At 64.9% G+C, this 26,106-nt stretch carries 24 protein-coding genes; 13 read left to right on the plus strand and 11 right to left on the minus strand.

The features are described 5' to 3' along the window. Window positions 1-217: 217 nt before the first annotated feature. From ABQJ48_RS16000 to recG, 4 genes are all read right to left on the minus strand, one after another. The gene (locus tag ABQJ48_RS16000; RefSeq protein ID WP_367838981.1) at window positions 218-712 is read right to left on the minus strand and encodes a Dps family protein; all 495 of its coding nucleotides are present in this window, start codon (window positions 710-712) and stop codon (window positions 218-220) included. 154 nt (window positions 713-866) lie between these two features. Next, a complete protein-coding gene (locus ABQJ48_RS16005; protein WP_367838982.1) occupies window positions 867-1,028 on the minus strand; it encodes a hypothetical protein in 162 nt (53 codons plus the stop codon). 259 nt (window positions 1,029-1,287) lie between these two features. Beyond that, on the minus strand, window positions 1,288-2,247 hold the full coding sequence (locus ABQJ48_RS16010; RefSeq protein WP_367838983.1) for a LysR substrate-binding domain-containing protein: 960 nt from the start codon (window positions 2,245-2,247) through the stop codon (window positions 1,288-1,290). Window positions 2,248-2,398: 151 nt separating this feature from the next. Further along, window positions 2,399-4,774, minus strand: coding sequence for an ATP-dependent DNA helicase RecG (gene recG, locus ABQJ48_RS16015; RefSeq protein WP_367838984.1), 2,376 nt, complete (start codon window positions 4,772-4,774; stop codon window positions 2,399-2,401). A gap of 148 nt (window positions 4,775-4,922) precedes the next feature. Between recG and queA the strand changes: the two genes are divergently transcribed. The 5 genes from queA to secF all read left to right on the plus strand — a co-directional run bounded on the left by queA (window position 4,923) and on the right by secF (window position 11,012). Further along, on the plus strand, window positions 4,923-5,990 hold the full coding sequence (gene queA / locus ABQJ48_RS16020; RefSeq protein ID WP_367838985.1) for a tRNA preQ1(34) S-adenosylmethionine ribosyltransferase-isomerase QueA: 1,068 nt from the start codon (window positions 4,923-4,925) through the stop codon (window positions 5,988-5,990). A 159-nt stretch (window positions 5,991-6,149) separates the two neighbouring features. Next, a complete protein-coding gene (gene tgt, locus ABQJ48_RS16025; RefSeq protein WP_367838986.1) occupies window positions 6,150-7,340 on the plus strand; it encodes a tRNA guanosine(34) transglycosylase Tgt in 1,191 nt (396 codons plus the stop codon). Between the two features lie 195 nt (window positions 7,341-7,535). After that, window positions 7,536-7,865: a preprotein translocase subunit YajC gene (yajC, locus tag ABQJ48_RS16030; RefSeq protein ID WP_367838987.1), complete on the plus strand. Its 330-nt coding sequence runs from the start codon at window positions 7,536-7,538 to the stop codon at window positions 7,863-7,865. A gap of 117 nt (window positions 7,866-7,982) precedes the next feature. Next, on the plus strand, window positions 7,983-10,043 hold the full coding sequence (gene secD / locus ABQJ48_RS16035; RefSeq protein ID WP_367838988.1) for a protein translocase subunit SecD: 2,061 nt from the start codon (window positions 7,983-7,985) through the stop codon (window positions 10,041-10,043). An 18-nt stretch (window positions 10,044-10,061) separates the two neighbouring features. Further along, window positions 10,062-11,012 carry a protein translocase subunit SecF gene (gene secF, locus ABQJ48_RS16040; protein ID WP_367838989.1) on the plus strand — a complete coding sequence of 317 codons (951 nt, stop codon included), beginning with the start codon at window positions 10,062-10,064 and terminating at the stop codon, window positions 11,010-11,012. Between the two features lie 87 nt (window positions 11,013-11,099). Here secF and ABQJ48_RS16045 read toward each other — a convergent pair whose 3' ends face one another. The 4 genes from ABQJ48_RS16045 to ABQJ48_RS16060 form a co-directional block, all read right to left on the minus strand. Beyond that, window positions 11,100-12,377, minus strand: coding sequence for an MFS transporter (locus tag ABQJ48_RS16045; RefSeq protein ID WP_367838990.1), 1,278 nt, complete (start codon window positions 12,375-12,377; stop codon window positions 11,100-11,102). A 296-nt stretch (window positions 12,378-12,673) separates the two neighbouring features. After that, entirely contained in the window at window positions 12,674-13,252 is a 579-nt protein-coding gene (locus tag ABQJ48_RS16050; RefSeq protein WP_367838991.1) for a YceI family protein, read from the minus strand. Window positions 13,253-13,324: 72 nt separating this feature from the next. After that, on the minus strand, window positions 13,325-13,888 hold the full coding sequence (locus tag ABQJ48_RS16055) for a YceI family protein (protein ID WP_367838992.1): 564 nt from the start codon (window positions 13,886-13,888) through the stop codon (window positions 13,325-13,327). An 8-nt stretch (window positions 13,889-13,896) separates the two neighbouring features. Further along, the gene (locus ABQJ48_RS16060; RefSeq protein ID WP_367838993.1) at window positions 13,897-14,457 is read right to left on the minus strand and encodes a cytochrome b; all 561 of its coding nucleotides are present in this window, start codon (window positions 14,455-14,457) and stop codon (window positions 13,897-13,899) included. 430 nt (window positions 14,458-14,887) lie between these two features. Here ABQJ48_RS16060 and ABQJ48_RS16065 point away from each other — a divergent pair, with 430 nt between their 5' ends. The 6 genes from ABQJ48_RS16065 to ABQJ48_RS16090 all read left to right on the plus strand — a co-directional run bounded on the left by ABQJ48_RS16065 (window position 14,888) and on the right by ABQJ48_RS16090 (window position 21,068). Then, window positions 14,888-15,691, plus strand: coding sequence for a paraquat-inducible protein A (locus tag ABQJ48_RS16065; RefSeq protein ID WP_367838994.1), 804 nt, complete (start codon window positions 14,888-14,890; stop codon window positions 15,689-15,691). A gap of 7 nt (window positions 15,692-15,698) precedes the next feature. Continuing rightward, window positions 15,699-16,349, plus strand: a complete 651-nt coding sequence (locus tag ABQJ48_RS16070) for a paraquat-inducible protein A (protein WP_367838995.1) — start codon at window positions 15,699-15,701, stop codon at window positions 16,347-16,349. Continuing rightward, window positions 16,342-18,003: a PqiB family protein gene (locus tag ABQJ48_RS16075; protein ID WP_367838996.1), complete on the plus strand. Its 1,662-nt coding sequence runs from the start codon at window positions 16,342-16,344 to the stop codon at window positions 18,001-18,003. Before ABQJ48_RS16070 ends, ABQJ48_RS16075 begins: the two co-directional genes overlap by 8 nt. Further along, window positions 18,000-18,731: a PqiC family protein gene (locus ABQJ48_RS16080; protein WP_367838997.1), complete on the plus strand. Its 732-nt coding sequence runs from the start codon at window positions 18,000-18,002 to the stop codon at window positions 18,729-18,731. Before ABQJ48_RS16075 ends, ABQJ48_RS16080 begins: the two co-directional genes overlap by 4 nt. Window positions 18,732-19,002: 271 nt before the next feature. Continuing rightward, window positions 19,003-20,307 carry a THUMP domain-containing class I SAM-dependent RNA methyltransferase gene (locus tag ABQJ48_RS16085; protein WP_367838998.1) on the plus strand — a complete coding sequence of 435 codons (1,305 nt, stop codon included), beginning with the start codon at window positions 19,003-19,005 and terminating at the stop codon, window positions 20,305-20,307. Window positions 20,308-20,393: 86 nt separating this feature from the next. Beyond that, window positions 20,394-21,068 carry a helix-turn-helix transcriptional regulator gene (locus tag ABQJ48_RS16090; protein WP_367839092.1) on the plus strand — a complete coding sequence of 225 codons (675 nt, stop codon included), beginning with the start codon at window positions 20,394-20,396 and terminating at the stop codon, window positions 21,066-21,068. A gap of 45 nt (window positions 21,069-21,113) precedes the next feature. On the opposite strand, the gene ABQJ48_RS16095 is transcribed toward ABQJ48_RS16090, so the two are convergent. From ABQJ48_RS16095 to ABQJ48_RS16105, 3 genes are read right to left on the minus strand one after another with little or no spacing between them, the layout of a single operon-like run. Then, entirely contained in the window at window positions 21,114-22,568 is a 1,455-nt protein-coding gene (locus tag ABQJ48_RS16095; protein WP_367838999.1) for an NAD(P)(+) transhydrogenase (Re/Si-specific) subunit beta, read from the minus strand. Beyond that, window positions 22,568-22,900 (minus strand): NAD(P) transhydrogenase subunit alpha part 2, encoded by a 333-nt coding sequence (locus ABQJ48_RS16100; protein WP_367839000.1) that lies wholly within the window; start codon window positions 22,898-22,900, stop codon window positions 22,568-22,570. The genes ABQJ48_RS16095 and ABQJ48_RS16100 overlap by 1 nt, the downstream gene beginning before the upstream one ends. Window positions 22,901-22,925: 25 nt before the next feature. After that, window positions 22,926-24,068, minus strand: a complete 1,143-nt coding sequence (locus ABQJ48_RS16105) for a Re/Si-specific NAD(P)(+) transhydrogenase subunit alpha (RefSeq protein ID WP_367839001.1) — start codon at window positions 24,066-24,068, stop codon at window positions 22,926-22,928. Window positions 24,069-24,379: 311 nt separating this feature from the next. On the opposite strand from ABQJ48_RS16105, the gene ABQJ48_RS16110 reads away from it, so the two are divergent. Further along, window positions 24,380-24,871, plus strand: coding sequence for an NUDIX hydrolase (locus ABQJ48_RS16110; RefSeq protein WP_367839002.1), 492 nt, complete (start codon window positions 24,380-24,382; stop codon window positions 24,869-24,871). 79 nt (window positions 24,872-24,950) lie between these two features. Next, window positions 24,951-26,105 (plus strand): tRNA 2-thiouridine(34) synthase MnmA, encoded by a 1,155-nt coding sequence (gene mnmA, locus ABQJ48_RS16115; protein ID WP_367839003.1) that lies wholly within the window; start codon window positions 24,951-24,953, stop codon window positions 26,103-26,105. Window position 26,106 lies beyond the last annotated feature (1 nt).

Here is a 26,106-nt window from a genome sequence, read left to right on the forward strand (position 1 = left end):
TGCGAGGACAGTGCGGCTATTTTAAGGGATGCCGGCGGCGGCCAGCTTCCGCGCGGGCCAGGCCGCAAAACCGGTCTGCATTGGCAGCGAGGCACGACCGGCCGCGCCCGAAAAGAATAAAGCCTTCCGCGAAGGAAGGCTTTGTTGTACTTCAGCGCAAAGCGAGCCCTGAACGAACCGGCTCGCTCGTCGAGCCGAGCGCGGCAACGCAATGTGCTCAGGCCAGCATCGAACGCAGCATCCACGCAGTCTTTTCGTGCGTCTGCATGCGTTGCGTCAGCAGGTCGGCGGTGGGCTCGTCGTTGGCGGCTTCCGTCGACGGGAAGATCTCGCGTGCTGTGCGCACGACGGCCTCCTGCCCTTCCACCAGTTGGCGGATCATTTCTTCAGCGGCCGGCACGCCGTCCGCTTCGGGAATCGACGACAGCTTCGCGAAGTCCTTGTAACTGCCCGGCGCATGCACGCCGAGCGCGCGGATGCGTTCGGCGATGGAGTCGACTGCCAGCGCCAGTTCGTTATATTGCGTTTCGAACATCAGGTGGAGCGTGTTGAACATCGGACCCGTCACGTTCCAGTGAAAGTTGTGGGTCTTCAGGTACAGCGTGTAGGTGTCGGCGAGCAACCGCGACAGGCCCTCTGCAATTTTCTTGCGATCCTTGTCGCTGATCCCGATGTTGACGGGCGGTACGGCTGCGGCTTCTTTCTTGGCCATGATGACTCCTGTGACAAGTGATACGAACCGGTCGGCAAAATGACGGTCTTGCGAATGGCAAAGTCGATACATCGGACGCTCGACAGTGTAGCCTGGAAATCCGCTGGGTTCGCGCAAGCTGCGCTCCGCTGGCGAATGCGCGGCCCGCCTGTGATCAGCCGCCCAGCGCGTGCTGCAACGCCTGCGCGACGAGCACCGCCGAGCCGCCTGCGACTATCGCAAAACCGAGCGCCTGGCGCACCCTGACCACCTGTTGCCGTTGCGCACCGCGTGCGGTTGGCGAGCCACCTCGTGCGGCAAATATCGTCTGTATCATGATTGGGCTCCTGCTTCGGACTGCTTTATATCGCTTGGTATCGCCGCATCGCGCCATCGCAATGGAGGACAGCCAGCGTTGCAACAGACGGTCCGGCGAGAAGCCGATGCGCGGCGCGAACGCCGCCACGATGTCTTATCGGGTCAATAGGTGAGCCGGCGATCCATGGAGGCGACTATATCAACAGCTATCGAATATCTGTATTTGATTAATTTTATATATTCGATAGCCTTCGCATTCGACAGACGCGTTGCCAACCTCAGTTGACGGCGACGGGCAAATCGAGCTTTTTGACGCCCGGCAGTTCGCAGGCGTTGATCGCATCGCAAATGGCGTCGATTGCGGGCATACGCGTGAAGCTCTTGCGCCACGCCAGCACGACGCGGCGATCCGGCACCGGTTCGCCGAACGCGACGTAGCTGAGCAGGCCTGCGTCGATGCCGCCCGCATGCGGCTTCACTTCGTGCACCGACATGCGCGGCAGCACGGTGATCCCGACGCCGCTCGCCACCATATGGCGAATGGTTTCCAGCGACGATCCTTCGAAGGTCTTCTGGATGCCGTCCGCATTTTGCGAAAAGCGCATCAGTTCCGGACACACGCCGAGCACGTGGTCGCGGAAGCAGTGGCCGCTGCCGAGCAGCAGCATGGTCTCCTGCTTCAGATCGTCCGCGTCGATTGTCTGGCGGTTTTCCCACGCGTGCCCCGACGGCAGTGCGACGACGAACGGTTCGTCATACAGCGGACGCAGCATCAGACCCGTTTCAGGAAACGGCAACGCCATGATCGCGACGTCGATTTCGCCCTGCTTGAGTAGCTCGATCAGCTTGAGCGTGTAGTTCTCTTGCAGCATCAACGGCATTTGCGGAACGCGCTTGATCATCTGCTTGACGAGCGTGGGCAGCAGGTACGGTCCGATCGTGTAAATCACGCCGAGCCGCAGCGGCCCGATGAGCGGGTCCTTGCCCTGTTTGGCGATTTCCTTGATGGCGAGCGTCTGCTCGAGCACGCGCTGAGCCTGTGTGACGATCTGCTCGCCGATCGGCGTGACACTCACTTCGCTGGTGCCGCGCTCGAAAATCTGCACGTTCAGTTCGTCTTCGAGCTTTTTGATTGCCACCGACAGCGTCGGCTGGCTGACGAAGCACGCTTCAGCGGCCCGGCCGAAGTGCCGCTCGCGGGCCACCGCAACGATGTATTTCAATTCGGTGAGCGTCATTCGTGGACCAATCAGTGCAATGAGTTTGATAGGTTCTAGTTATACACCCATAGGGTCGGTTCGCCAACCTCTGCGTGGCGGCGGGCGGGTTGACTTTGCAGAAGACGTTTGGGGCGGCCGCCCGCGCACGGACATCGACGTCAAACCAGCGTCACGCCTTCAAATACTGCTCTCGCGCGCCGAGCCACCGCGCCAGATGCCGCATCACCACGTCGGGATATTGGTCGAGCAGGACGGCCGCAGCGTCGCGCGCGGGCTCGATCAACCACTGGTCGTTCTCCAGATCGGCGAACCGCAGCATCGCCGCGCCCGACTGACGCGCACCCAGAAACTCACCCGGTCCCCGGATTTCGAGGTCGCGCCGCGCGATCTCGAAGCCGTCGGTCGTCTCGCGCATCGTCTGCAAGCGGGCGCGCGCCGTCATGGACAGCGGTCCCGTGTAAAGCAGCACGCACACCGACGCCGCGCTGCCGCGCCCCACCCGGCCGCGCAACTGGTGCAGTTGCGCGAGGCCGAAGCGCTCGGCGTGCTCGACCACCATCAGCGACGCGTTCGGCACGTCGACGCCCACTTCGATCACTGTGGTCGCGACTAGCAACTGCACCTCGTTGCGCGTGAACGCATCCATCACCGATGCCTTCTCGGCAGGGCTCAGACGCCCGTGCACGAGGCCGACGTTCAGCTCGGGCAGCGCCGCGACCAGCGTCTCGTAGGTTTCGACCGCGGTCTGCAACTGCAAGGTCTCGCTTTCTTCGATCAGCGGACACACCCAGTAGACCTGGCGCCCGGTCAGCGCCGCCTCGCGCACGCGGGCGATCACCTCGTCGCGCCGCGCATCGGATACGAGCTTGGTGAGGATCGGCGTGCGTCCGGGCGGCAATTCGTCGATGGTCGACACGTCGAGGTCGGCGTAGTAGGTCATGGCCAGCGTGCGCGGAATCGGCGTCGCGGACATCATCAGCTGATGCGGCTGGAAGTCGCGCGCGCGGTCGGCCGCGTTTTGCCCGGAAGGTGCGCCCGCCGGGGGGCTCGCCTTGGCGCGCAGCGCGAGCCGTTGGGCGACGCCGAAGCGATGCTGTTCATCGACGATCACGAGCCCGAGGCGGGCGAACTCCACGGCGTCCTGAATGATGGCATGCGTGCCGATCACGAGTTGCGCGGTGCCGAGCGAGGCGGCTTCGAGCGCGGCGCGCTTTTCCCTGGTCTTCAAACTGCCCGCCAGCCACGCGACGCTCACGCCAAGCGGTTCCAGCCAGCCGCGCAGCTTGCGCGCGTGCTGCTCGGCGAGGATTTCGGTCGGCGCCATCAGCGCGGCCTGGTAGCCGGCGTCGATGGCCTGCGCGGCGGCGAGCGCGGCGACGATCGTCTTGCCGCTGCCCACGTCGCCTTGCAGCAGGCGCTGCATCGGATGAGGCTGGGTCAAATCCAGCGCAATCTCGCCGCCGACGCGCTCCTGCGCCGCCGTCAGCGAAAACGGCAGCGCCTTGAGCAAGCGCGCGACCAGCGCCGACTCATCGCCCTGCTTGCGGCGCGGCATGGCCGGCGCGGTACGCGCGCGGCGCTCTTCGTGCGCGCGCTTGAGCGACATCTGCTGCGCGAGCAGCTCCTCGAACTTGATGCGCACCCACGCCGGATGCGTGCCGTCGATCAACGCAGTCTCGTCGGTCTGCGCGCCGGGATGATGCAGGGTGCGCACCGCGTCCATCAGCGACGGCACGCCGAGCGGCGCGAGGAACGCGTGCGCGACGGGCTCGGGCAACAACTCCGGCAGCGACGTGCGCGCCAGCGCGTTGTCGATCGATTTGCGCAGATACGCCTGCGTGACGCCGGCGGTGCTCGGGTAGACCGGCGTGAGCGCCTGCGGCAACGGCGTGTCCTGGTCGACGACGCGCACTGCCGGGTGCACCATCTCCATGCCGAAGAAGCCGCCGCGCACATCGCCGCGCACCCGCAGCCGCGCGCCGATCGCCATCTGCTTGACCTGCGAGCCGTAGAAGTTCAGGAACCGCAGCACGAGTTCGTCGCCGGCATCGTCGTGCAGCTTCACCAGCAGCTGACGGCGCGGCCGATAGGCGATCTCGTTGTCGAACACGACGCCTTCCGTTTGCGCGATGCCGCCCGGCAGCAACTGGCCGATTGGCGTCAGCGAGGTTTCGTCCTCGTAACGCATCGGCAGATGCAACACGAGGTCGATGTCGCGCGTGAGGCCGAGTTTGGCCAGTTTGTCGGCGGGCTTCGCGCCGGCTTTGCCGGCGGGTTTGCCAGCGGCGGGTTTGCCAGCTGGCTTATCGCCGAACGGGTCAGCGGGCTTTTCAGGGAGATCTTCGCCGGCTCTTTTACCCGGGTCTTCACCCGCCTTGTCCGCCGTGTTTTCACCTTCAACGGCAGCGCTCGCCCGGTGCGTCTTCGCAACGTCCGCGCCGGTCTCGCTCACGTGCGCCGCCGCACCGCCGCGCATCCCGCGGCGCTTCGGTTCGGCGCCCGCTTCATCGGTAGCGGAGGACAATCGGCGGTCGGACAAAGGCATGGGCTGCTTCGCAAGTACAATATCGGCTGTCAAAGGTATTGCCGCCATACAGCGCGCGGGCGTGCGGGCCGCTCTGGCGTCCCGCAATCATAGCCGCCCGGCTCCGGCTTCGGCTCAATCCAGTCTCAATTCGCTTCCAGTCGTTCGCATGTTTAAGCTTTCCGATTTCGATTTCGATCTGCCACCCGAGCTGATCGCGCAAGTCGCGCTGCCCGAGCGCAGCGCCAGCCGTCTGCTCGAAGTGGACAACACCGGCGACGCAGCGCGTCTGATCGATCGCCGCTTTGCCGAATTCCCCGCTTGCATCGCGCCTGGCGATCTGCTGGTCTTCAACGATACCAAAGTCCTGAAGGCGCGCTTCCTCGGCCAGAAGGCCAGTGGCGGCAACATCGAAGTGCTGGTAGAGCGCCTCACCGGCGAGCGCACGGCGCTCGCGCAGATCCGCGCGAGCAAGAGCCCGCAGCCGGGCAGCACCATCCGTCTCGCCGACGCCTTCGACGTTACCGTCGGCGAGCGCGTCGAGCCGTTCTACACGCTGCACTTCCCCGCCGACTGCCTGACGCTGATCGAGCAGTTCGGCCGTCTGCCGTTGCCGCCGTACATCGAGCACGATCCCGACTCGACCGACGAGACCCGCTACCAGACCGTGTTCGCGCGAAACCCCGGCGCGGTGGCCGCACCCACCGCCGGCCTGCATTTCGACGACGCGCTGCTCGCGCAACTGGATGCCCGCGGCGTGGAGCGCGCGACGCTGACGCTGCACGTCGGCGCGGGCACGTTCCAGCCGGTGCGGGTAGAGAATCTCGACGAGCACAAGATGCATAGCGAGTGGTATCACCTGCCGCAGTCGCTCGCCGACAAGATCGCGACGACGAAGGCGCGCGGCCACCGCGTGATCGCGGTGGGCACGACCTCGATGCGCGCGCTCGAAGCCGCCGCACGCGACGCCGAAGCAGCCGGTCGCCCGCTCGCCGCGGCCAGCACGGAAACCGACATTTTCATCACGCCGGGCTACCGGTTTCGCGTGGTCGACCGGCTGGTGACCAACTTCCATTTGCCAAAGTCGACGTTGCTGATGCTGGTGTCGGCGTTCGCCGGTGTCGAGACGATTCGCGCGGCATATCGTCACGCGATCGCGCAGCGTTACCGGTTCTTCAGTTACGGCGACGCGATGCTGCTCACGAGGCGCGAGCCTTGGGCCGGGCCGGCCGCATAGCCTGATCAGCTTTTTGAGCTTTTCGCAATTCCCTTAGCCGCCGCGAAGCCTTCCGGCGGCGATTCGATATTCACGCCGGACTTGCCGATCCGAAGCGAGCGCCGCAGCGCTTGCTCCGGTCCCAGGCAAAGCGCTTTCCGGCAGCACAGGAGTTAGCCCATGACCATCGGTCATCGATTGCAAGAGACCGCCGCCGAGCGCCCTGCCAACGGCCTCAAATTCGAACTGCTCGGCACCGACGGCCAGGCGCGCCGCGGCCGTATCACGCTCACTCACGGCGCGGTCGAGACGCCGATCTTCATGCCGGTGGGCACCTACGGCACGGTGAAGGCGGTCCAGCCGCGCGAGCTGGAGGAAATGCACGCGCAGATCATCCTCGGCAACACCTTCCACCTGTGGCTGCGCCCGGGTCTCGAAACCATCGAGGCGCACGGCGGCCTGCACGGCTTCATGGGCTGGAAGAAGCCGATCCTGACGGACTCCGGCGGCTTTCAGGTGTTCTCGCTCGGCGAGCTGCGCAAGATCACCGAAGACGGCGTCACGTTCGCGTCGCCGATCAACGGCGACAAGCTGTTCCTGTCGCCCGAAGTGTCGATGCAGATCCAGAAGGTGCTGAACTCGGACATCGTCATGCAGTTCGACGAATGCACGCCGTATGCGACCAACAACGTACCGACCTCGCACCAGGACGCGGCCGATTCGATGCGCATGTCGATGCGCTGGGCGCAGCGCTCGATCGACGAATTCAGGCGGCTCGGCAATCCGAACGCGTTGTTCGGGATCGTGCAGGGCGGCATGTTCGAGGACCTGCGCGAAGAGTCGCTGGCCGGACTCGCGCAAAAGGACTTTCACGGTCTCGCGATCGGCGGGCTGTCGGTCGGCGAGCCGAAGGAAGACATGATGCGCGTGCTGAACCACATCGGCCCGAAGCTGCCGGCCGACAAGCCGCACTACCTGATGGGCGTCGGCACGCCGGAAGATCTGGTGGCAGGCGTCGCGGCCGGCGTCGACATGTTCGACTGCGTGATGCCGACCCGCAACGCGCGCAACGGCTGGCTGTTCACGCGGTTCGGCGACATCAAGATCCGCAACGCCGCGCACCGGAATTCGCTGCGCCCGCTCGACGAGCAATGCGGCTGCTACACCTGCCGCAATTTCACGCGCGGCTATCTGCATCATCTGCACCGCGTCGGCGAAATCCTCGGCGCGCAGCTGAACACGATCCATAATTTGCACTACTACCTTGAGCTGATGCAGGAAATCCGCGACGCAATCGACGCGAAAATGTTCGAGCCGTTCCGCAAACGCTTTCACGAAAATCGGGCGCGCGGCGTCGAGCAGGCGCCGTGACGGAGCGCGGCGGCGAATTCGACGGAACCATCCGGGCGCTTGTCGAACGAGACCTTACAATCCACTTTCGCGACCGTCGCAAAAGGCTTCAACGTTCGATCGCAAAGCCGATTCGCCGCGTCGACGCAGGTTCGGCCAGTGGTAGAATAACCGGCTGATTTTTTTGATAGTTTGACTGATAACGGAGAGACCAACGTGTCGTTCATTTCCAATGCCTTTGCCCAAGGCACAGCAACAGGTGGCATTGAATCGAACCTGATGAGTTTCCTGCCGCTGATCCTGATGTTCGGCGTGCTGTACTTCATCATGATTCGTCCGCAAATGAAGCGCCAGAAGGAACATCGCAACATGCTCGCGGCGATGGCCAAGGGCGACGAAGTGGTGACCAACGGCGGCATCGTCGGCAAGGTGACCAAGGTGGGCGAAGCTTACGTCGGCGTCGAGATCTCGGCAGGCACGGAAATCACCGTGCAAAAAGCGTCGGTCACGACGATTCTCCCGAAGGGCACGATCAAGTCGCTGTAAGGCCTGCTCTCTCGCGTCCGGCGCGGCCTCGCCGGCGGGGCACGCCATCGCATGCCAATCCGCCCGCGCTCATCGCCGGACGCATCGCTTCCAAGCCAACCTTCCGTTGGACCGCTCATGAATCGCTACCCCCTGTGGAAATACGCCGTGATGCTGGTGGCTCTGGTCATCGGCCTCCTGTACACGCTGCCCAACCTGTTCGGCGAAGCGCCGGCGGTGCAGGTGTCGAGCGGCAAGGCAACAGTCAAGCTAGACTCGGGCACGCTGGCTGCAATCGAAGCCGCGCTCGCCGCCAACCAGATCAAGCCGACCGCCGTCACGTTCGACAACTCCGCGACCAACGCGAACGTTCGCGTGCGCCTCACGGACACCGACACGCAATTGCGCGTGAAGGACCTGCTGCAAAAGACACTGAACAGCGACCCGACCGATCCGCAGTTCGTCGTCGCGCTCAACCTGCAAAGCGCTTCGCCGACGTGGCTGTCCGCGCTGCATGCGCTGCCGATGTACCTCGGTCTCGATCTGCGCGGCGGCGTGCACTTCCTGCTGCAAGTGGACATGGCCGGCGCGCTCAACAAGAAGCTCGACTCGGACGCGTCGGACGTGCGCACCATGCTGCGCGAAAACAACGTGCGCGACGGCGGCGTGGATCGCGTCGGCCAGTCGGTGGTGGTCAAGCTGGCCGATCAGGCTACGGCGGACGCGGCGCTCAAGCTGCTCGGCCGCAACATCAGCGAACTGCAGTGGGCTTCGCAGCCGGGCCAGGACGGCGGCGTGCAACTGGTCGGCACGTTCACGCCGGCAGTGCAACGCGCTGTAGAAGACGCCGCGCTCAAGCAGAACATCACGACGCTGCATAACCGCGTGAACGAACTGGGCGTGGCTGAGCCCGTGATCCAGCAGCAAGGCGCGGACCGCATCGTAGTCGAGCTGCCGGGCGTGCAGGACACGGCGAAGGCGAAAGACATCATTGGCCGCACCGCGACGCTCGAAGCGCGCCTCGCCGATCCGGTCAATACGCATCCGAATCCGTCCGACCCCGTGCCGCCGGGCGACGAGCTGTTCACGCAAGGCAACCAGACGCCGGTGCTGCTGCGCAAGCAGGTCATCTTCACTGGCGACCGGATCATCGACGCGTCGGCGGGCTTCGACGAACATCAGCGTCCGTCGGTCAACCTGCGCCTCGACTCGGCCGGCGGCCGCGCGTTGCGCAGCGTGTCGCGCGACAACATCGGCAAGCCGATGGCGATGGTGCTGTTCGAACACGGCAAGGGTGAAGTGCTGACGGTGGCGACCATCCAGTCGGAACTGGGCGACCGCTTCCAGATCACCGGCCAGCCCACGCCGCAAGCCGCCGCCGATCTCGCGCTGCTGCTGCGCGCCGGTTCGCTGGCCGCGCCGATGGAGATCATCGAAGAACGCACCATTGGTCCGAGCCTCGGCGCCGACAACATCAAGAAGGGCTTCCACTCGGTGGTGTGGGGCTTCGCGGCAATCGCCGTGTTCATGATCGCGTACTACATGCTGTTCGGCGTGATCTCGATGATCGGCCTGTCCGTGAACCTGCTGCTGCTGATCGCGGTGCTGTCGATGCTGCAGGCCACGCTGACCTTGCCGGGCATCGCCGCTATCGCGCTCGCGCTCGGTATGGCGATCGACGCGAACGTGCTGATCAACGAACGTGTGCGTGAAGAACTGCGCCACGGCGCGCCGCCGCAACTGGCGATCCAGAACGGCTATGCGCACGCCTGGGCGACGATTCTCGACTCGAACGTCACCACGCTGATCGCCGGTCTCGCGCTGCTCGCCTTCGGCTCCGGCCCGGTGCGCGGCTTTGCGATGGTCCACTGTATCGGCATCCTGACGTCTATGTTCTCTGCGGTGTTCTTCTCGCGCGGCCTGGTCAACTTCTGGTATGGCGGCAAGAAGAAGCTGAAGTCGCTGGCGATCGGCCAGGTGTGGCGTCCGGAAACCGCGCCCGCGGGCTCGGCCGCGTACCTCGGCACCAACGACGCGGCAACCGACACCGCGCAAGCCGTCGCTGCGGTCACCGCGAAGCGCAAGGCCCCGGCCAGTGCCCAGGCGCGCGCCGGCAAGCCGAGCGTGCGCCGCCGCAACGCGGCGGCTTCGTCGCCGGGTTCATCCAATACGCCGCAGAAACCGGGTTCATCCCGCTGAGTCCCGGAGAACAAGACCATGGAATTTTTCCGTTTTCGCAAAGACATTCCGTTCATGCAGCGTGCGTTGATCTTCAACGCGATTTCGCTGCTGACGTTCCTCGCCGCGGTGTTCTTCCTCGTGCATCGCGGGCTGCATCTGTCGGTGGAGTTCACGGGCGGCACCGTGATCGAAGTGCAGTACCCGGGCGCGGCGCCACTGGACCCGGTGCGCGCCACCCTCGGCAAGCTCGGTTACGCCGACGCTCAGGTGCAAAACTTCGGCACGTCGCGCGACGTGCTGATCCGTCTGCCGCTCAAGCAGGGCCTCACGTCGGCGCAACAGAGCGACCAGGTGATGAGCGCGCTCAGGGCCGACACCCCGCAGGTGCAGTTGCAGCGCGTGGAGTTCGTCGGCCCGCAGGTCGGCAAGGAACTCGCCACCGACGGCCTGCTCGCGCTCGCGTGCGTGGTGATCGGCATCGTGATCTACCTGTCGTTCCGCTTCGAATGGAAGTACGCGGTGGCCGGCGTGATCGCGAACTTGCACGACGTGGTGATCATTCTCGGCTTCTTTGCGTTCTTCCGGTGGGAGTTCTCGCTCTCGGTGCTGGCCGCGGTGCTCGCCGTGCTCGGCTATTCGGTGAACGAGTCGGTCGTCATCTTCGACCGGATTCGCGAGACGTTCCGCCGCGAACGCAAGCTGACCGTGATCGAGGTGATCAACCACGCGATCACCAGCACGATGTCGCGAACCATCATCACGCACGGCTGCACGCAGATGATGGTGCTGTCGATGTTCCTCTTCGGCGGCCCGACGCTGCACTACTTCGCTCTGGCGCTGACGGTCGGTATTCTGTTCGGTATTTATTCGTCGGTGTTCGTCGCCGCCGCCCTCGCGATGTGGCTCGGCGTGAAGCGCGAAGATCTGCTGAAGGACAGGAAGGACCGCCCCGATCCGAACGATCCAAATGCGGGTGCGCAAGTGTGATTCTGCTATAGCAGCGGACTTCGCGAATGCACGAGGCCGGTTCACGATGAACCGGCCTTGTGCGTTTACCGCCGCCTCCATCCGGTGTCAGCGAAATCCCAGCTTGCGACGCGCCGCCATCAACGCCACCAGACTCACCGCTGCGGCGAAGATCAGGTAGTAGCTCGGCGCTGCTTTCGAACCCGTGGCACCGATCAGCCACGCGATGATGAACGGCCCAAACCCGCCGAAGATCGTCACCGCGATGTTATAGGCGAGCGACATGCCGGTCGTGCGCGTTTGCACCGGGAACATCTCGGACAGCAAACCCGGCAGCGCCGCGAAGTAGCCGGTCATCAGAAACCCGAGCACGATTTGCATGACCATCAGCGTGCCGAAGCTCGGATGCGCGATCAGATAGACAAAGGCCGGGTAGATCAGCACGAGCAGCAGCAGCGCCGGGACCAGCATGAGGGTGGTGCGCCCGTGCCGGTCCGACAGATGACCGATGATCGGCGAAAACACCATCTGGATTGCGCCGGTCAGCGCGATCGCCGCGAACGCCACCGACGGCGCCAGTCCCAACTGCTTCACCCCATAGGTCGGCATGAACAGCACCAGATACGTCGACACGGTGCCGAGCACCACCACGCCGATCGCGATCAGAAGCCGCAGTTTCTGGCTCGTGAAGGTGTCGCGCAAGGGCGTCGTGGTCGCTTGCGCCGCGAGGAACTCGGGCGTTTCGTCGAGCTTGGTGCGAATGTACCAGGCGACCGGCCCGATCAGCAGACCGAAAACGAACGGCACCCGCCAGCCCCATGACGTCATCTGTTCGGGCGCGAGGCTCCCGGTGAGCAGCACGCCGAAGCCGGCGGCGAGCAGCGTCGTCAGACCCTGGCTCGCCACTTGCCAACTCGCGAAGAAGCCGCGCCGCCCGGGCACGTGTTCGGCCAGAAAAGCGGTTGCGCTGCCGAACTCGCCGCCGGCCGAAAAGCCCTGCATCAGACGCGCGATCACGAGGATGACCGGTGCGGCAAGGCCGATGCTCTGGTAGGTCGGCAAGATTGCGATGATCAGCGTGCCGCTCATCATCAGCAGGATCGACAGCGTAAGCGCCGCCTTGCGCCCGACGCGGTCCGCGTAAGCGCCGATCACGATCGCCCCGAGCGGCCGCATGAAGAACGACACACCGAAGGTGCCGAGCGTCAGCAGCAGCGAGACCGTGTCGTTGCCGGCCGGAAAAAACAGCTTCGCGATGGTCACCGCGAAAAAGCCGTACACCACCAAGTCGAACCATTCGAGCGCGTTGCCGATCGACGCCGCGATCACCGCGCGCCATGAATTGCGCCGGCTTCCCACGATGCCTGCTGCTGTCGTTGCGTTCATCCAGATCTCCAGTTCGCGCGAAATATTATCGATGCGGGCTTGGTACGCCCGATAATGCCCGACCGGATACGCGCATAGCCGGTGCGACGTCAGCGCTATATTTAACTGGAAAATGGATTCGACGCGAGCGGCAGATTGGATGCGATGCCGCAAAAGGCGTCCGTCGCCGCATGACGCGCGCAAAAAAACCGCTTCGTCGCAAGGCGAACGAAGCGGTTTTTAGCGTTGCGGCGCAACCCGCGCAAGCGATCCGATACCGATACCTGTACCGGAATGCGCGAGACTTACTCAAGCGCTCATTGCTTGATGCCCTCGGACTGGATATGCAGCTTCGTCTCCATGTTGAAGCCGTACTTGGTGCCGAAATCCATCCCGTAGTCGGCGCGGTTGAATTGCGCGCTCGCTTCTACGCCGCACACTTCGCGCTTGAGCAGCGGGTGCTGCATGCACTTGAATGACTCCACCTTCAGATTGAGCGGCTTGGTCACGCCGTGCATCGTCAGGCTGCCGATCACTTCCACCGGTTTGTCGCCATCGAACTTGATGTCGGTGCCCTTGTAGGTCACCGCCGGATACTTGGCCACGTCGAAGAAAGCATCCGTTTTCAGATGATCGTCGAGCTTGCTGTTGCCGGTCTGCACCGAAGCGGGATCGACGGTCACGTCGACGGTACCGGTCTTCGCTGCGCGGTCGAGCGTCACGGTGCCGGAGCTTTTAGTGAACTTGCCGCGCCATGTGGACAAACCGCCGAAATGATCCGCATCGAAACTCGGATACGTGTGCGTCGGATCGAGCTGATAGGTGTCGGCGGCAAACGCGCCGAGCGAGAAGGACGAAGCGAGTGCTGCAACAGCGATCAACGTGCGTGTTTTCAATTCATGCTCCTGGTTTTGCTGAAATATAGCCGCGCCCGCAAGGCGCAGCGGACATCGGGCTCGCCAAACGCGTCACTTGTGCGCGGCGACGATATGAAATTTGATCACCACGTCATCGGCGACCACCGACGTGTCTTTCCACTCACCGGTGCCGATGTCGAATTGCGAGCGCTTGATCGGCAACGAGCCGTCGAATAATTGCGTCGCCCCCTGCTGGCTCACCGTGACCGGCACGACCACTGTCTGCGATTTGCCCTTGATGGTCAGCTTGCCGGTCACCTTGAACTGATTGCCGCCGGCCGGCACGATCGAGCTCGACACAAAGGTAGCGCTCGGATAGGCCTTCGCGTCGAACCACTCCTTGCCGCGCACCTGGTCGTTGTAGCTTTCGTCGCCGAGATCGTAGCTCGCCACGTCGATGCTCAGTTGCGCGCTGCCGTCGGCCGGCTTCGCCGGATCGAACTTGACCTGCGCATTGAATTTGCCGAACTTGCCTTCCACCGGCACGTTCATCTGCTTCGAAGTGGCCGTCACGGAACTCTTCCCGACGTCCACTTGCGCGAGCGCGCTGCCGGCCGCGGTCAGCGAGGCCGCGGCGAACGCAGCGAGCATGTAGCGATAAAACGAGACCTTCATATTTGTCCTTATTTGAGGAAAGGGAGCATGCGCGACAGCAGGCCGTCACGATCCAGCCATTGATGCTTGAGCGCACCGGCCACATGCAGCGCAACCAGCACGAGCAACGTGTAATTCAGCGCGATGTGCACGTTCTTGAGCAGCTCCTTCAGGTGCGGGTCCGGCGCGATCAGACGCGGCAGCGGAATCAGCCCGAGATACACCACCGGTACGTTCGCCGCCGAGCTGAACAGATAGCCCGAAGCCGGAATCGCGATCATCAGCACGTACAGCAGCAGATGCACGAGGTGGGCCGCGCCGCGCTGCCAGGCGGGCATACGGCGCGGCAGCGCCGGGGACGCGTGCGTCGCGCGCCACAGGATGCGCAGGATGGCGAGCGCGAACACCGTCACGCCGATCCATTTATGCCAGGAGAAATAGCGCAGCTTGGTGGGGGTGAAGCCCGGGATATCGGTCATCACCCAGCCGAGCGCGAAACCGCACACGATCAGAAGCGCGATCAGCCAGTGAAAGGCAATCGCAGTGCGCGTGTACGACTCCCGACTGCCGAATGAAGGATTAAGTGCCATGACTGATCAACACGAGCTAAGAGAGGTTAACGGCGCAGCTTGCCCTGCTATTCCCCCGCCCCAATGCGGCGAGCATCGGTGCTTGCGGTCAGGTCTTGTCGGCTGCGGTACACGCCAAGGCCGCCATGCTACCCCATACGCAAAAAGCCGGCCGAGCAGCCCCCAGGCGAGGCTGTCCGAACCTGGCAGCGCTGCGTTGGCTGCTGTCGCAAAATAAGGGACGGTGGCGGTGAACGAGGCCCAGTCGCGTAAGACTTTCGTATGCCGAGGCCGTCGCCGTGAGCGCGCGCGGCCCGCGCCGGAGGTGGGTCAGCGCGGCCGGGACGCCGCGTTTGGTACTATTGCTCGGCACTTGCTCCACACTCCGCCGGACAGGCTCCCGAAGATTCGATGTCGACCGCCGCCGCTCACTCCGTTAGTCCTTCTGCCGATGGAACATGACAACCTGATCGCGTGCCATGAATGCGATACGCTGTTCCGCAAGCCACGGCTTGTGGGACGCACAACCGCGCGCTGTCCGCGCTGCCGGGCGACGCTCTATCGCGGCGTGTCGCGCAAGCTCGACAACATCTGCTCGATGACGCTGGCCGCGCTGATCACCTTCATGATTGCGCAGGCCTTTCCGATCGTCGAACTGGAAACCAACGGCATCACCTCGCAGACCACGCTGTTCGGCGCACTCGTCGCGCTCTGGGGCGAGGACATGCAGATCGTCGCGGTGATGGTGTTCTGCTCGACCATTCTCTTCCCGCTGACGGAACTGGTCGCGCTGCTATATGTGCTGGTGCCGCTGCGCGCCGGCTATGTGCCGAGCGGTTTCAACCGCGTGCTGCGCGCCATCCAGTTCGTGCGCCCGTGGGGCATGATCGAAGTGTTCATGCTCGGGGTGCTGATCACCATCGTCAAGATGGTCAGCCTCGCGCGCGTGATCCCGGAAGCCGCGCTGTTCGCTTTCGGCACGCTGACGCTGATGTTCGCCGTCGTCGTCACGTTCGATCCGCGCGTGCTGTGGGATCTCGCCGACGAACTCGGCGGGCTCGATCAGCGGCCGCGGCCGCGCACGCGCGCCGACAGCGCGGCGGCGGCCCTCGGCTCGCAAGCCGTGCCGCCCGCGCCGGCAGATGTGCAAGCTGCGGTGCCGACCCGGTTGCCTGGCGCGCCGTCGAGCGCAGCGCAACCAGCGACGCCACCGGCATTGCCGCCGGACTTGCCGCGCGCGCCGCGTCACGGATGAGCCGGCGATGAAATACGTCACTGCGAAACGCGCGGGTCTCGTCTCCTGTCATGCATGCGGACGTGTCGAGCCGCGCATCCGCTCTATCTCGCCGCAGCACTGCGGACGCTGCGGCGCCCGGCTTCACTCGCGCACCCCCGACAGCCTGATGCGCACGTGGGCGCTGCTGATCGCGGCCGCGCTGCTGTATATTCCGGCGAATCTGCTGCCCGTGATGCACACCTCGTCGCTGCTCGGCTCCGAAGACGACACCATCATGAGCGGCGTCGTGTACTTCTGGACCTCGGGCGACTGGCCGCTCGCGGTGATCGTGTTCGTCGCCAGCATCATGGTGCCGATGCTCAAGCTGAGCGTGCTCGTCCTGCTCACCGTCACGGCGCAGCGCCGCTCGCGCTGGCGGCCCGAGCAGCGCATCACGCTGTACCGGATGGTCGAGCGGATCGGCCGCTGGTCGATGCTCGACGTGTTCGTCGTGACGCTGACCGTCGCGCTGGTGCGCTTCAAATCGCTTGCCGTGATCACCGCCGGACCGGGCGCGATCGCGTTCGGCTCGGTGGTGGTTCTGACCATGATGGCGTCGATGCAATTCGATCCACGGCTCATCTGGGACCCCGTCGACGGCAACATTCAAAACACTCAGGATCTCGAACATGACTAGCCCGCAAGGACCGACGCCCGCTTCCGCAGATGCGCCGCGCAACGATTCGAACGGACCCACGCTGCCGCCCCAACTCCCCGAGCCCGAGATCGAACCGCGCAGCCGCTGGCTGCCTTCGCTCGTCTGGGTGATTCCGCTCATCGCCGCGCTAATCGGCGTCGCGCTGGTGATCAGGTCTGTGACGGAGCGAGGCCCCACCATCACGATAAGCTTCATCAGCGCCGAAGGGCTCGAGCCGGGCAAGACCCAGGTGAAGTACAAGGACGTCAACGTCGGTGTGGTGAAGACCATCACGCTGTCACAGGATCTCTCGCATGTGCTGGTGCAGGTGCAACTGACCAAGGAGGGCGGGAAGTTCGCGGTCAAGGATTCGCGCTTCTGGGTGGTGCGCCCGCGCATCGGGGCGAGCGGGGTGTCGGGTTTGACCACCCTGCTTTCCGGCGCGTACATCGGCGCGGACGCCGGCCGCTCGCCGGACAGCGAAGACCGCTTCGTCGGCCTCGAAACGCCGCCGCCTGTCACGGGCGACCAGAAGGGCCACCAGTTCATCCTGCATGGCGACTCGCTCGGTTCGATCGACATCGGCTCGCCGATCTTCTACCGGCGCGTGCAGGTCGGCCAGGTGGTCGGCTTCTCGCTCGATAAAGACGGCACCGGCGTGACCATGCAAGTGTTCGTGTCCGCGCCGTTCGACCAGTACGTCGGCACCAACTCGCGCTGGTGGCATGCGAGCGGCCTCGACCTGCGGCTCGATTCGAGCGGCTTCAAGCTGAACACGCAGTCGCTCGCGACGGTAATCGTCGGGGGCCTGTCGTTCCAGTCGCCGCCCGGCCAGGGCGTGGGCGCGCAGGCGCCGAACAATACGACGTTCCGCCTCGCGTCGGATGAGGGCGACGCGATGCGCGATCCGGACGGCGTGCCGCTGCGCGTGGTGATGAACTTCAATCAGTCGCTGCGCGGGCTGTCGATCGGCGCGCCGGTCGACTTCCGCGGCATCGTGCTGGGTCAGGTGACCAACATCGGCATCGACTACGACCCGAAAACGCGCAGCTTCACGATGCCGGTGACGATGAACCTGTATCCGGACCGCCTCGGCAAACGCTTCCGCGAAACCGCGCCGGAGCAAGGCAGTCTCGCCGGCCAGACGCTGCTGCAGCAACTGGTCAAGCATGGACTGCGCGGCCAGTTGCGCACCGGCAACCTGATCACGAGCCAGCTGTACGTCGCGCTGGACGTCTTCCCGAAGGCGCCGCCGGCCACCGTCGACGTTGCCAGCGATCCGCTCGAATTGCCGACGATTCCGAACACGCTGGACGAGTTGCAGACCCAGGTCGCCGACATCGCGAGAAAGCTCGACAAGGTGCCGTTCGATCAGATCGGCGACAACGTGAACACTGCGCTGAAAAACGCCGATCGACTGTTCACGCGTCTGGACAAGGAAGTCCTGCCCCAGGCGCGCGACACGCTGGCCGCGGCGAAACAGACCTTCGGCTCGGCGCAGGCGACGTTGCAGCAGGACTCGCCGATGCAGTCGGATGTTCATCAGGCGTTGCAGGAACTGACGCGCACATTGCAGTCGTTGAACGCGCTGTCGGATTATCTGGAGCGTCATCCGGAAGCGCTGTTGCGCGGTAAATCAGGAGATAAACCATGATGTTTGCCCGGCTCCCCCGCTCGCCGCGAGCGCTCGTGCGCGGCGCTGTGTACGCCGGCGCGCTGGCCGCGGCGGTGGCGCTCGCGGCGTGTACGTCGCCGCAAAGCCGCTTCTATACGTTGGGCGCCGATTCGGCCGCGTCCGCGGTGCCGGTCAGCGCGAGCACGGCGGCCCCCGCCTGGCTGATCGAGGTCGCGCCGATCGACGTGCCGCCGCAAGTGGCGAAGAACCAGCTGGTCGTGCAGAGCGGGCCAACCCAGGTCAGGGTGCTCGAAGAAGAGCGCTGGGCCTCGCTGCCCGGCGACGAGATCCGCCGCGCGCTGTCGACCAGTCTCACGCAGCAACTGCGCACCATCGACGTGTACGGCACCGCCCATCCGGATGCGACGCCCGTGTATCGCGTCAGCATGAACGTGCAGCGCTTCGAGTCGTGGCCGGGTTCGCGCGCGCTGATCGACGCGGTGTGGAGCGTGCGGGCGGTGCGCAGCAATGCGGTGATGACGTGCCGCAGCGTGGTCAACGAGCCGGTCGGCGGCGGGTATGACGCGCTGGTCGAAGGGCATCGGCACGCGTTGGCGCAGATCTCCGCACAGATTGCGGCGGCCGTGCAGGCAATGGCGGCGGGCAACGCTGCGCGTGCGACGAGCGGCAGTTCGGGCAAGGCGGCCAGCGTGGCGGTGCCGGCCTGTCCTCCCGCGGCTGCAACGACGGCGGCGGCTGGCAGCTGAAGTGGCTGAGGCGCGTTGAGTGGAGGCGCAAAGACGACGTACCCGCCTTCAGGCGGCACACCGCAGGGGCAGTGACGCGTGACGCGGAAGCGTCGATGATCCGCCGTAGTGTGTCGGCCAACGTGCCTGATCGTGGACGCGAAGCCAGCTAGCGGCGGTTAGCGCCGCGCGTAGGCCAGCACCGCGGCGGCAGCGCCGCCATCAATCGCGCCGAGCGGCCTACCCCGACCGCGTACAATAGCGCCTTATCCAACGCCTTCCGGCAAGCTCAATGTCCTTCGATTTCTTCCTCCCTTGCCCACGCGGCCTTGAAGCCTCGCTCGCGGCCGAACTCGCCGAAATCGCCACGAAACCTCTGAACGGCGCGCCGTTCACGGCCGGCGCACAAGTGCCGGGCGGCGTGCATTTCCGCGGCGGCTGGGCTGCCTGCATGGCCGCCAACCTGCATTCGCGCCTCGCGAGCCGGGTGATGCTGAAGATCGCGCATCGACCGTATCGCAGCGAGCAGGACATCTACGAACTCGCGGTCGAACAGCGTTGGGAACAGTGGTTTTCGGCCAACGAGACGCTGCGCGTCGATGTCACCGCGATCAAGTCGCCGCTGCGCAGCCTGGAATTTACGACGCTGCGCGTGAAAGACGCGATCTGCGATCGTCTGCGCGAAGTCAGCGGCGCGCGGCCGAGCATCGACACCGCCATGCCCGACGTGCGCGTGTTCGCGTTTCTCACCGCCACCGATTGCACGCTCTACCTCGACACCTCCGGCGACCCGCTGTTCAAACGCGGCTGGCGTCTGGACAAGGGCGCGGCGCCGCTGCGCGAGAACCTCGCGGCCGGCATTCTGCGTTTGACTGGCTGGAGCGTGGGCACCCCGCTGTACGATCCCATGTGCGGCAGCGGCACGTTCCTCGCGGAAGCCGCGCAAGTGGCGCTGAATATTGCGCCGGGAGCGGAGCGCCACTTCGGTTTCGAAAAGCTCAAGCCATTCGAAGCCAGGACCTGGCAGACGCTGAAGGCCGCCGCGCTCGACGCGAAGCACGCCGCGCGCAGCTCGCGCGCCGATCTGCAGATCTTCGGCAGCGATATCTCAGGCGACATGCTCGACAAGGCCCGCGCCAACTTCCAGCGCGCCGGCTTGCCGTCGATCCCGCTCAAGCAGCTCGACGCGCGCGGTATGACGCCGCCGAGCGCCGCTGCGGGTATCCTCGTCGCGAATCCGCCGTATGGCGAGCGGATCGAAGTGCGCGGCCGCAACGCGCGCGGCGAACTGCGCGAAGGCCGCGCCAATCGCGAGAGCCGCGACGACGATGGCTTCCGCCGCGCGCAGGAAGAAACGCCGGACAGCGAGTTTTTCCAGTCGCTCGGCGATGCGTTGAAGCAGCGCTTCACCGGCTGGCATGCGTTCATCCTGACATCGGATCGCAAACTGCCGGGGCAATTGCGGCTGCGCGAGTCGACCAAGACGCCGCTCTTTAACGGCGCGCTGGAATGCCGGCTGTTCCGCTTCGATCTGATCGCGGGCAGCGTGCGTCAGCGCCCGCAGGCCGATACGCCGGCGGGATCAGAGGGCGCCTGATACACGCCTCGTCACACCGCAAGCAAAACCGCGGACCTTCGGGTTGCGCGGTTTTTTTTCGTCGTTGCGACTCGCGCGCCGACCGCCTGTTCCAGATCGCCGAACTGCTGCGCGGGCGGCGTTTGACCACCGCGCAGCAACTCGCCGACTGGCTGAACATCTCGCTGCGCACGGTCTATCGCGACGTGCGCGATCTGCAATTGTCAGGTGTGCCAATCGAAGGCGAAGCCGGCATCGGCTACCGGCTAAGCCGCACGGCGAGCCTGCCGCCGCTCACCTTCACCGCCGACGAACTGGCCGCGCTCGCCGCTGGCGCGCGCATGCTCGAAACATGGGGCGGCGCGGGCTTCGCGGGCGGCGCACGCGGGGCGCTCGCCAAGATCGCCTCGGCGATGCCCGCCGACAAACGCGCAGCGCTCGAACGGCTGGCGATCTTCGCGCCGTCGTTTCACATCAAAGGGAATTTTTCGGCGCAGCTCGATGCGCTGCATCGCGCGATCGACACGCGGCACGTGGTGCGCTTCGCCTACACCGATGCGAACGGCGCAGCGACCGAGCGCCGCGTCTGGCCACTCGCGCTGGCCTATTGGGGCGCGCGCTGGACGCTCGGCGCGTGGTGCGAGCTACGCGGCGACTTCCGCAATTTCGGATTGGAGAACATCAAAAATCTTCAGGTGCTCGAACTTTATCCGGACCAGGAAGGCCGGCGGCTCGCGGACTTGCTGCGGCACGTGAACGCGAAGTCCAGATCGGGCAGGTGACGAAAGCGGGCATCGCGGGTACGCGACCCGCGATGCCCGCCGCAGTCATTCCACTGCCTTGACCATATCCTCAATCACCTTCTTGGCGTCGCCGAACACCATCATCGTCTTGTCCATGTAGAACAGATCGTTGTCGAGCCCGGCGTAGCCCGCCGCCATCGAGCGCTTGTTGACGATCACCGTGCGCGCCTTGTACGCCTCGATGATCGGCATGCCCGCGATCGGTGACTTCGGGTCGGTTTTCGCGGCCGGATTCACCACGTCGTTTGCGCCGAGCACCAGCACCACGTCGACCTGACCGAACTCGCCGTTGATGTCATCCATTTCATAGACCATGTCGTACGGCACTTCGGCCTCGGCGAGCAGCACGTTCATATGCCCCGGCATCCGCCCCGCCACCGGGTGAATCGCGTACTTCACCTCGATGCCCTTCTCGACCAGCTTGTCGGTCAACTCCTTCAACGCGTGCTGCGCGCGCGCCACAGCAAGTCCATAACCCGGCACGATCACCACGGTTTCCGCATTGCCGAGCATGAACGACGCATCATCCGCCGAACCCGATTTCACCGGACGCTGCTCCGCCGAGCCGCCCGCCGCCGCCGCCCCCGGCTCATTGCCGAAGCCGCCGAGAATCACGTTGAAGAACGAACGGTTCATCGCCCGGCACATGATGTACGACAGGATCGCGCCCGACGACCCCACCAGCGAGCCCGCGATGATCAGCATCGGATTGTTCAGCGAAAAGCCGATGCCCGCCGCCGCCCAGCCCGAGTACGAGTTCAGCATCGACACCACCACTGGCATGTCCGCGCCGCCGATCGGAATGATGATCAGCACGCCGAGCACGAACGCGATGATCGTCATGATGATGAACGGCAGCCACGCCTGCGTGAGGAAGAAGAGGATGCCGAAGCCGAGCATTGCGATCGCCAGCAGCAGGTTGATCAGATGCTGGCCGCCGTACACGACCGGCGCGCCCTGGAACAACCGGAACTTGTACTTGCCCGACAGCTTGCCGAACGCGATCACCGAACCGGAGAACGTGATGGCGCCGACGAACGTGCCGATGAACAGTTCGATGCGATTGCCGTAAGGCAGGAAGCCGGGAACCGGATTCTCGGGATCGATGAGTCCAAACGCGGCCGGCTCCGACACCACCGCATACGCGATACACACCGCCGCCAAACCGATCAGCGAGTGCATCGCGGCGACCAGTTCGGGCATCTTGGTCATTTCGACGCGCGCCGCGACGAACGCGCCGACCGCACCGCCGATCACCAGCGCGAACAGCAGCAAGCCGAGCCCGAGGCCGAGATTCGAGCCGAGCGCGCTCGCCTGGTTAGCAATCAGCGCAATGGTGGTGAGGATCGCAATCGCCATCCCGACCATGCCGAAGGTATTGCCGACGCGCGCCGTCTTCGGATTCGACAGGCCCTTGAGCGCCTGAATGAAGCAGACCGACGCGACCAGATAAAGCAGCGTGACGACGTTCAGGCTCATTACGCGTTCTCCTTGGCCGTCTTGTCGGCGATCAGCTTCTTGGGCTCTTTCTTGCGAAACATCTCCAGCATGCGCCGCGTGACGAGAAAGCCGCCGAACACATTCACCGCCGCAAGTGCGACCGCGAGCGTGCCGAAGAACTTGCCTGGCGTGCCAAGCGTCAGACCGGTCGCGAGCATCGCGCCGACGATCACGATCGCCGAAATCGCGTTGGTCACGGCCATCAGCGGCGTGTGCAAGGCGGGTGTGACATTCCAGACCACGTGGTAGCCGACGTAGATCGCCAGCACGAAGATGATCAGATTGATGACGGTGTGGTTGAGCACTTCCATCGCCGTTTCTCCTGGTGAATTCGCTTTATGTCTTGCGCGTGACGGCGCCATCGCGAGCCAGCAGCGTGGCCGCGACGATGTCATCCGCGAGATCGATGTTCAGGGCGCCTTCCTTCGTGATGATCAGCTTGAGGAAGTCGAGCAGGTTGCGTGCGTACAGCGACGACGCGTCGGCGGGCACCATCGAAGCCAGGTTCGTGTAGCCGACAATCGTCACGCCGTGCTTCACGACCACCTTGTCCGCCTCGGTCAGCGGACAGTTGCCGCCGCGCTGGCCCTCGTAGTCGGGCCCGCGGCCCGCCGCCAGGTCCACCAGCACGGAGCCAGGCTTCATCGCCTGCACGGTTTCGACCGAGATCAGCGTCGGCGCGGGCCGTCCCGGAATCAGCGCGGTCGAGATCACCACGTCCGCCTGCTTCGCGCGCTCGTGCACGAGCGCCGCCTGGCGCGTGAGCCAGGACGGCGGCATCGGCCGCGCATAGCCGCCGACACCCTGCGCGGCTTCGCGCTCCTCGTCTGTCTCGTAGGGCACGTCGAGAAACTTCGCGCCGAGCGATTCGATCTGCTCCTTCACCGCCGGCCGCACGTCCGAGGCCTCGATCACCGCGCCCAGGCGCTTGGCGGTCGCGATCGCCTGCAAGCCCGCCACGCCCGCGCCGAGAATCAGCACGCGCGCGGCTTTCACCGTGCCGGCGGCGGTCATCAGCATCGGCATGAAGCGCGGATAGAGCGTCGCCGCCAGCAGCACCGCCTTGTACCCGGCGATGTTCGCCTGCGACGACAGCACGTCGAGACTCTGCGCCCGGGTGGTGCGCGGCGCGGCTTCGAGCGAGAACGCGGTGACGCCGGCCTCGGCCAACTTCTGCGCGTTCTCGGCGTTGAACGGATCGAGCATGCCGACCAGCGTTGCGCCGCGTTTCAGAAGCGGCAGTTCGCTGTCGGTGGGGGACTGGACTTTCAGGACGAGATCGGCGCCAAAGGCGGCGGCCGCGTCGACGATTTCCCCGCCGACGGCCGTGTAGGCGTCGTCAGGGAAGCTCGCTGCGGCGCCGGCGCCGCTTTGGAGCGTGACCCGGTGGCCTTGGGCCACGTACTTCTTGACCGTCTCGGGCGTGGCGGCGACGCGGGTTTCGTGCGCGCGCGTCTCGGCTGGCACTCCGATGTGCATCGTTGTTTCTCCTCGACTTCCTGTTTGACGACAGATCGGCCGACGAGGCACGCCGGCTTGCAACTACGACTGAGACTGCAACGGCTAACGCCTCACTTTAACCGAAACCGGGGGGGGCGCAATAATCGGGGACAATCCGGGGGTTCCACGCGGGCCGTCATGGGCAGCTGTGGGCCGCTGTGGCCAGCTGTGGTCCGCCATGGGCAGCAGCGGGCCGCCATTGGGCCGGCATTGGTCTACTATGGGCCGCGACGGGCCGCTATAGGCCGCCTCCCGGCAGCCAAGGCTCATAACCGGTAAAATGCGCAGCCATGAAACCGGAAACCTGGCTGCCGCACGTCACCGTCGCGGCGATCGTCGAGCGTGACGGGCGCTTTCTCATGGTGGAGGAACACACCGCCAACGGCTTGCGCCTGAACCAGCCCGCCGGCCACCTGGAGGCGGGCGAAACGCTCGAGCAAGCGGTGATCCGCGAAACGCTCGAAGAGACCGCCCATCAGTTCGCGCCCGAGGCGCTAGTCGGCGTGTATATGACCCACTTCGAGCGACCCCGCACTGAAGGCGTGACTGCTGGCGTCACCTACCTGCGCTTCACCTATTGCGGCACGAGCGGCGAGCCCGACATGGCCCGCGCGCTCGACCCCGACATCGTCCGCACACTGTGGATGAGCGCCGACGAATTGCGCGCCTGCCGGGAGCGGCACCGCACGCCGCTCGTCATGCAGTGTCTCGACGATTACCTCGCAGGCCGGCGTTTCCCGCTCGACTTCGTGCACACGCATTCCGTCGGGCCCAAACAGTGAGCGTCGCGGTAGCCGTTACCCGTTGCCATTTCACGCACCCACAAGTCCAGGCAGTGATGCAGCACCCAGTGAGCACCTTATGAGCAAGCAGAAAGTCGTAGTAGGTATGTCGGGCGGCGTCGATTCGTCGGTCACCGCGTGGCTGCTGAAGGAACAGGGCTACGACGTGGTCGGCCTGTTCATGAAGAACTGGGAAGACGACGACGACAGCGAATACTGCTCGACGCGGCAGGACTGGATCGACGTGGTGTCGGTGTCGGACCTCATCGGCATCGACGTCGAGGCGGTCAACTTCGCGTCCGAATACAAGGACCGCGTGTTCGCCGAATTCCTGCGCGAATACTCGGCCGGCCGCACGCCGAACCCGGACGTGCTGTGCAACGCCGAAATCAAGTTCAAGGCTTTCCTCGACCACGCGATGTCGCTCGGCGCGCAAACCATCGCGACCGGCCACTATGCGCGCGTGCGGGAGAACAATGGCCGCTTCGAATTGCTCAAGGCGTTCGACCATACGAAGGACCAGTCGTACTTCCTGCATCGGCTGAACCAGGCGCAACTGTCCAAGACGCTGTTTCCGCTCGGCGAGATGCCCAAAACGAAAGTGCGTGAAATCGCTGCGCAAATCGCGTTGCCGAACGCGAAGAAGAAGGATTCGACCGGCATCTGCTTCATCGGCGAGCGGCCGTTTCGCGATTTTCTGAACCGCTATCTGCCGACCAGGCCAGGCCCGATGAAGACCACCGAGGGCAAGGTGGTCGGCGAACACATGGGCCTCGCGTTCTACACGTTCGGCCAGCGCAAGGGCATTGGTCTGGGCGGCAGCAAGGACGGCAGCGGCGAGCCGTGGTTCGTTGCGGCCAAGGATATCCCGTCGAACACGCTGTATGTCGCGCAGGGGCATGAACATCCGTGGCTGCTCAGCCATAGGTTGAGCGCGGGCAATACGAGCTGGGTCGCGGGGGAGCCGCCCGCGGAAGGCCTGGCATGTGGCGCGAAAACGCGTTACCGGCAAGCTGATGCGGCGTGCACGTTCAGCGCGGCGGGCCACCGTGCGGCCGGCGAAGGCCTTTTCGAGCTGACTTTCGACACCGCGCAATGGGCTGTCACACCGGGGCAATCAGCCGTGCTCTACGATGGCGACGTGTGTCTAGGCGGCGGCATCATCGAACACGCGCTCACCGGCCAGCCGGAAGCACATCAGCCGCAAAAGGCGGCGCTGCTGAGCGCGCGCTGAG

The organism is Paraburkholderia suaedae (genome assembly GCF_040812055.1).
In the GTDB taxonomy this organism is placed as follows: Bacteria; Pseudomonadota; Gammaproteobacteria; order Burkholderiales; family Burkholderiaceae; genus Paraburkholderia.

Excerpts from the sequence above, each read along its gene's own strand:
- ABQJ48_RS16000 (WP_367838981.1), bottom strand. The coding sequence starts at position 712 with ATGGCCAAGAAAGAAGCCGCAGCCGTACCGCCCGTCAACATCGGGATC.
- ABQJ48_RS16005 (WP_367838982.1), bottom strand. The coding sequence starts at position 1,028 with ATGATACAGACGATATTTGCCGCACGAGGTGGCTCGCCAACCGCACGC.
- ABQJ48_RS16010 (WP_367838983.1), bottom strand. The coding sequence starts at position 2,247 with ATGACGCTCACCGAATTGAAATACATCGTTGCGGTGGCCCGCGAGCGG.
- recG (WP_367838984.1), bottom strand. The coding sequence starts at position 4,774 with ATGCCTTTGTCCGACCGCCGATTGTCCTCCGCTACCGATGAAGCGGGC.
- queA (WP_367838985.1), top strand. The coding sequence starts at position 4,923 with ATGTTTAAGCTTTCCGATTTCGATTTCGATCTGCCACCCGAGCTGATC.
- tgt (WP_367838986.1), top strand. The coding sequence starts at position 6,150 with ATGACCATCGGTCATCGATTGCAAGAGACCGCCGCCGAGCGCCCTGCC.
- secD (WP_367838988.1), top strand. The coding sequence starts at position 7,983 with ATGAATCGCTACCCCCTGTGGAAATACGCCGTGATGCTGGTGGCTCTG.
- secF (WP_367838989.1), top strand. The coding sequence starts at position 10,062 with ATGGAATTTTTCCGTTTTCGCAAAGACATTCCGTTCATGCAGCGTGCG.
- ABQJ48_RS16045 (WP_367838990.1), bottom strand. The coding sequence starts at position 12,377 with ATGAACGCAACGACAGCAGCAGGCATCGTGGGAAGCCGGCGCAATTCA.
- ABQJ48_RS16055 (WP_367838992.1), bottom strand. The coding sequence starts at position 13,888 with ATGAAGGTCTCGTTTTATCGCTACATGCTCGCTGCGTTCGCCGCGGCC.
- ABQJ48_RS16060 (WP_367838993.1), bottom strand. The coding sequence starts at position 14,457 with ATGGCACTTAATCCTTCATTCGGCAGTCGGGAGTCGTACACGCGCACT.
- ABQJ48_RS16065 (WP_367838994.1), top strand. The coding sequence starts at position 14,888 with ATGGAACATGACAACCTGATCGCGTGCCATGAATGCGATACGCTGTTC.
- ABQJ48_RS16070 (WP_367838995.1), top strand. The coding sequence starts at position 15,699 with ATGAAATACGTCACTGCGAAACGCGCGGGTCTCGTCTCCTGTCATGCA.
- ABQJ48_RS16075 (WP_367838996.1), top strand. The coding sequence starts at position 16,342 with ATGACTAGCCCGCAAGGACCGACGCCCGCTTCCGCAGATGCGCCGCGC.
- ABQJ48_RS16080 (WP_367838997.1), top strand. The coding sequence starts at position 18,000 with ATGATGTTTGCCCGGCTCCCCCGCTCGCCGCGAGCGCTCGTGCGCGGC.
- ABQJ48_RS16085 (WP_367838998.1), top strand. The coding sequence starts at position 19,003 with ATGTCCTTCGATTTCTTCCTCCCTTGCCCACGCGGCCTTGAAGCCTCG.
- ABQJ48_RS16095 (WP_367838999.1), bottom strand. The coding sequence starts at position 22,568 with ATGAGCCTGAACGTCGTCACGCTGCTTTATCTGGTCGCGTCGGTCTGC.
- ABQJ48_RS16100 (WP_367839000.1), bottom strand. The coding sequence starts at position 22,900 with ATGGAAGTGCTCAACCACACCGTCATCAATCTGATCATCTTCGTGCTG.
- ABQJ48_RS16105 (WP_367839001.1), bottom strand. The coding sequence starts at position 24,068 with ATGCACATCGGAGTGCCAGCCGAGACGCGCGCGCACGAAACCCGCGTC.
- ABQJ48_RS16110 (WP_367839002.1), top strand. The coding sequence starts at position 24,380 with ATGAAACCGGAAACCTGGCTGCCGCACGTCACCGTCGCGGCGATCGTC.
- mnmA (WP_367839003.1), top strand. The coding sequence starts at position 24,951 with ATGAGCAAGCAGAAAGTCGTAGTAGGTATGTCGGGCGGCGTCGATTCG.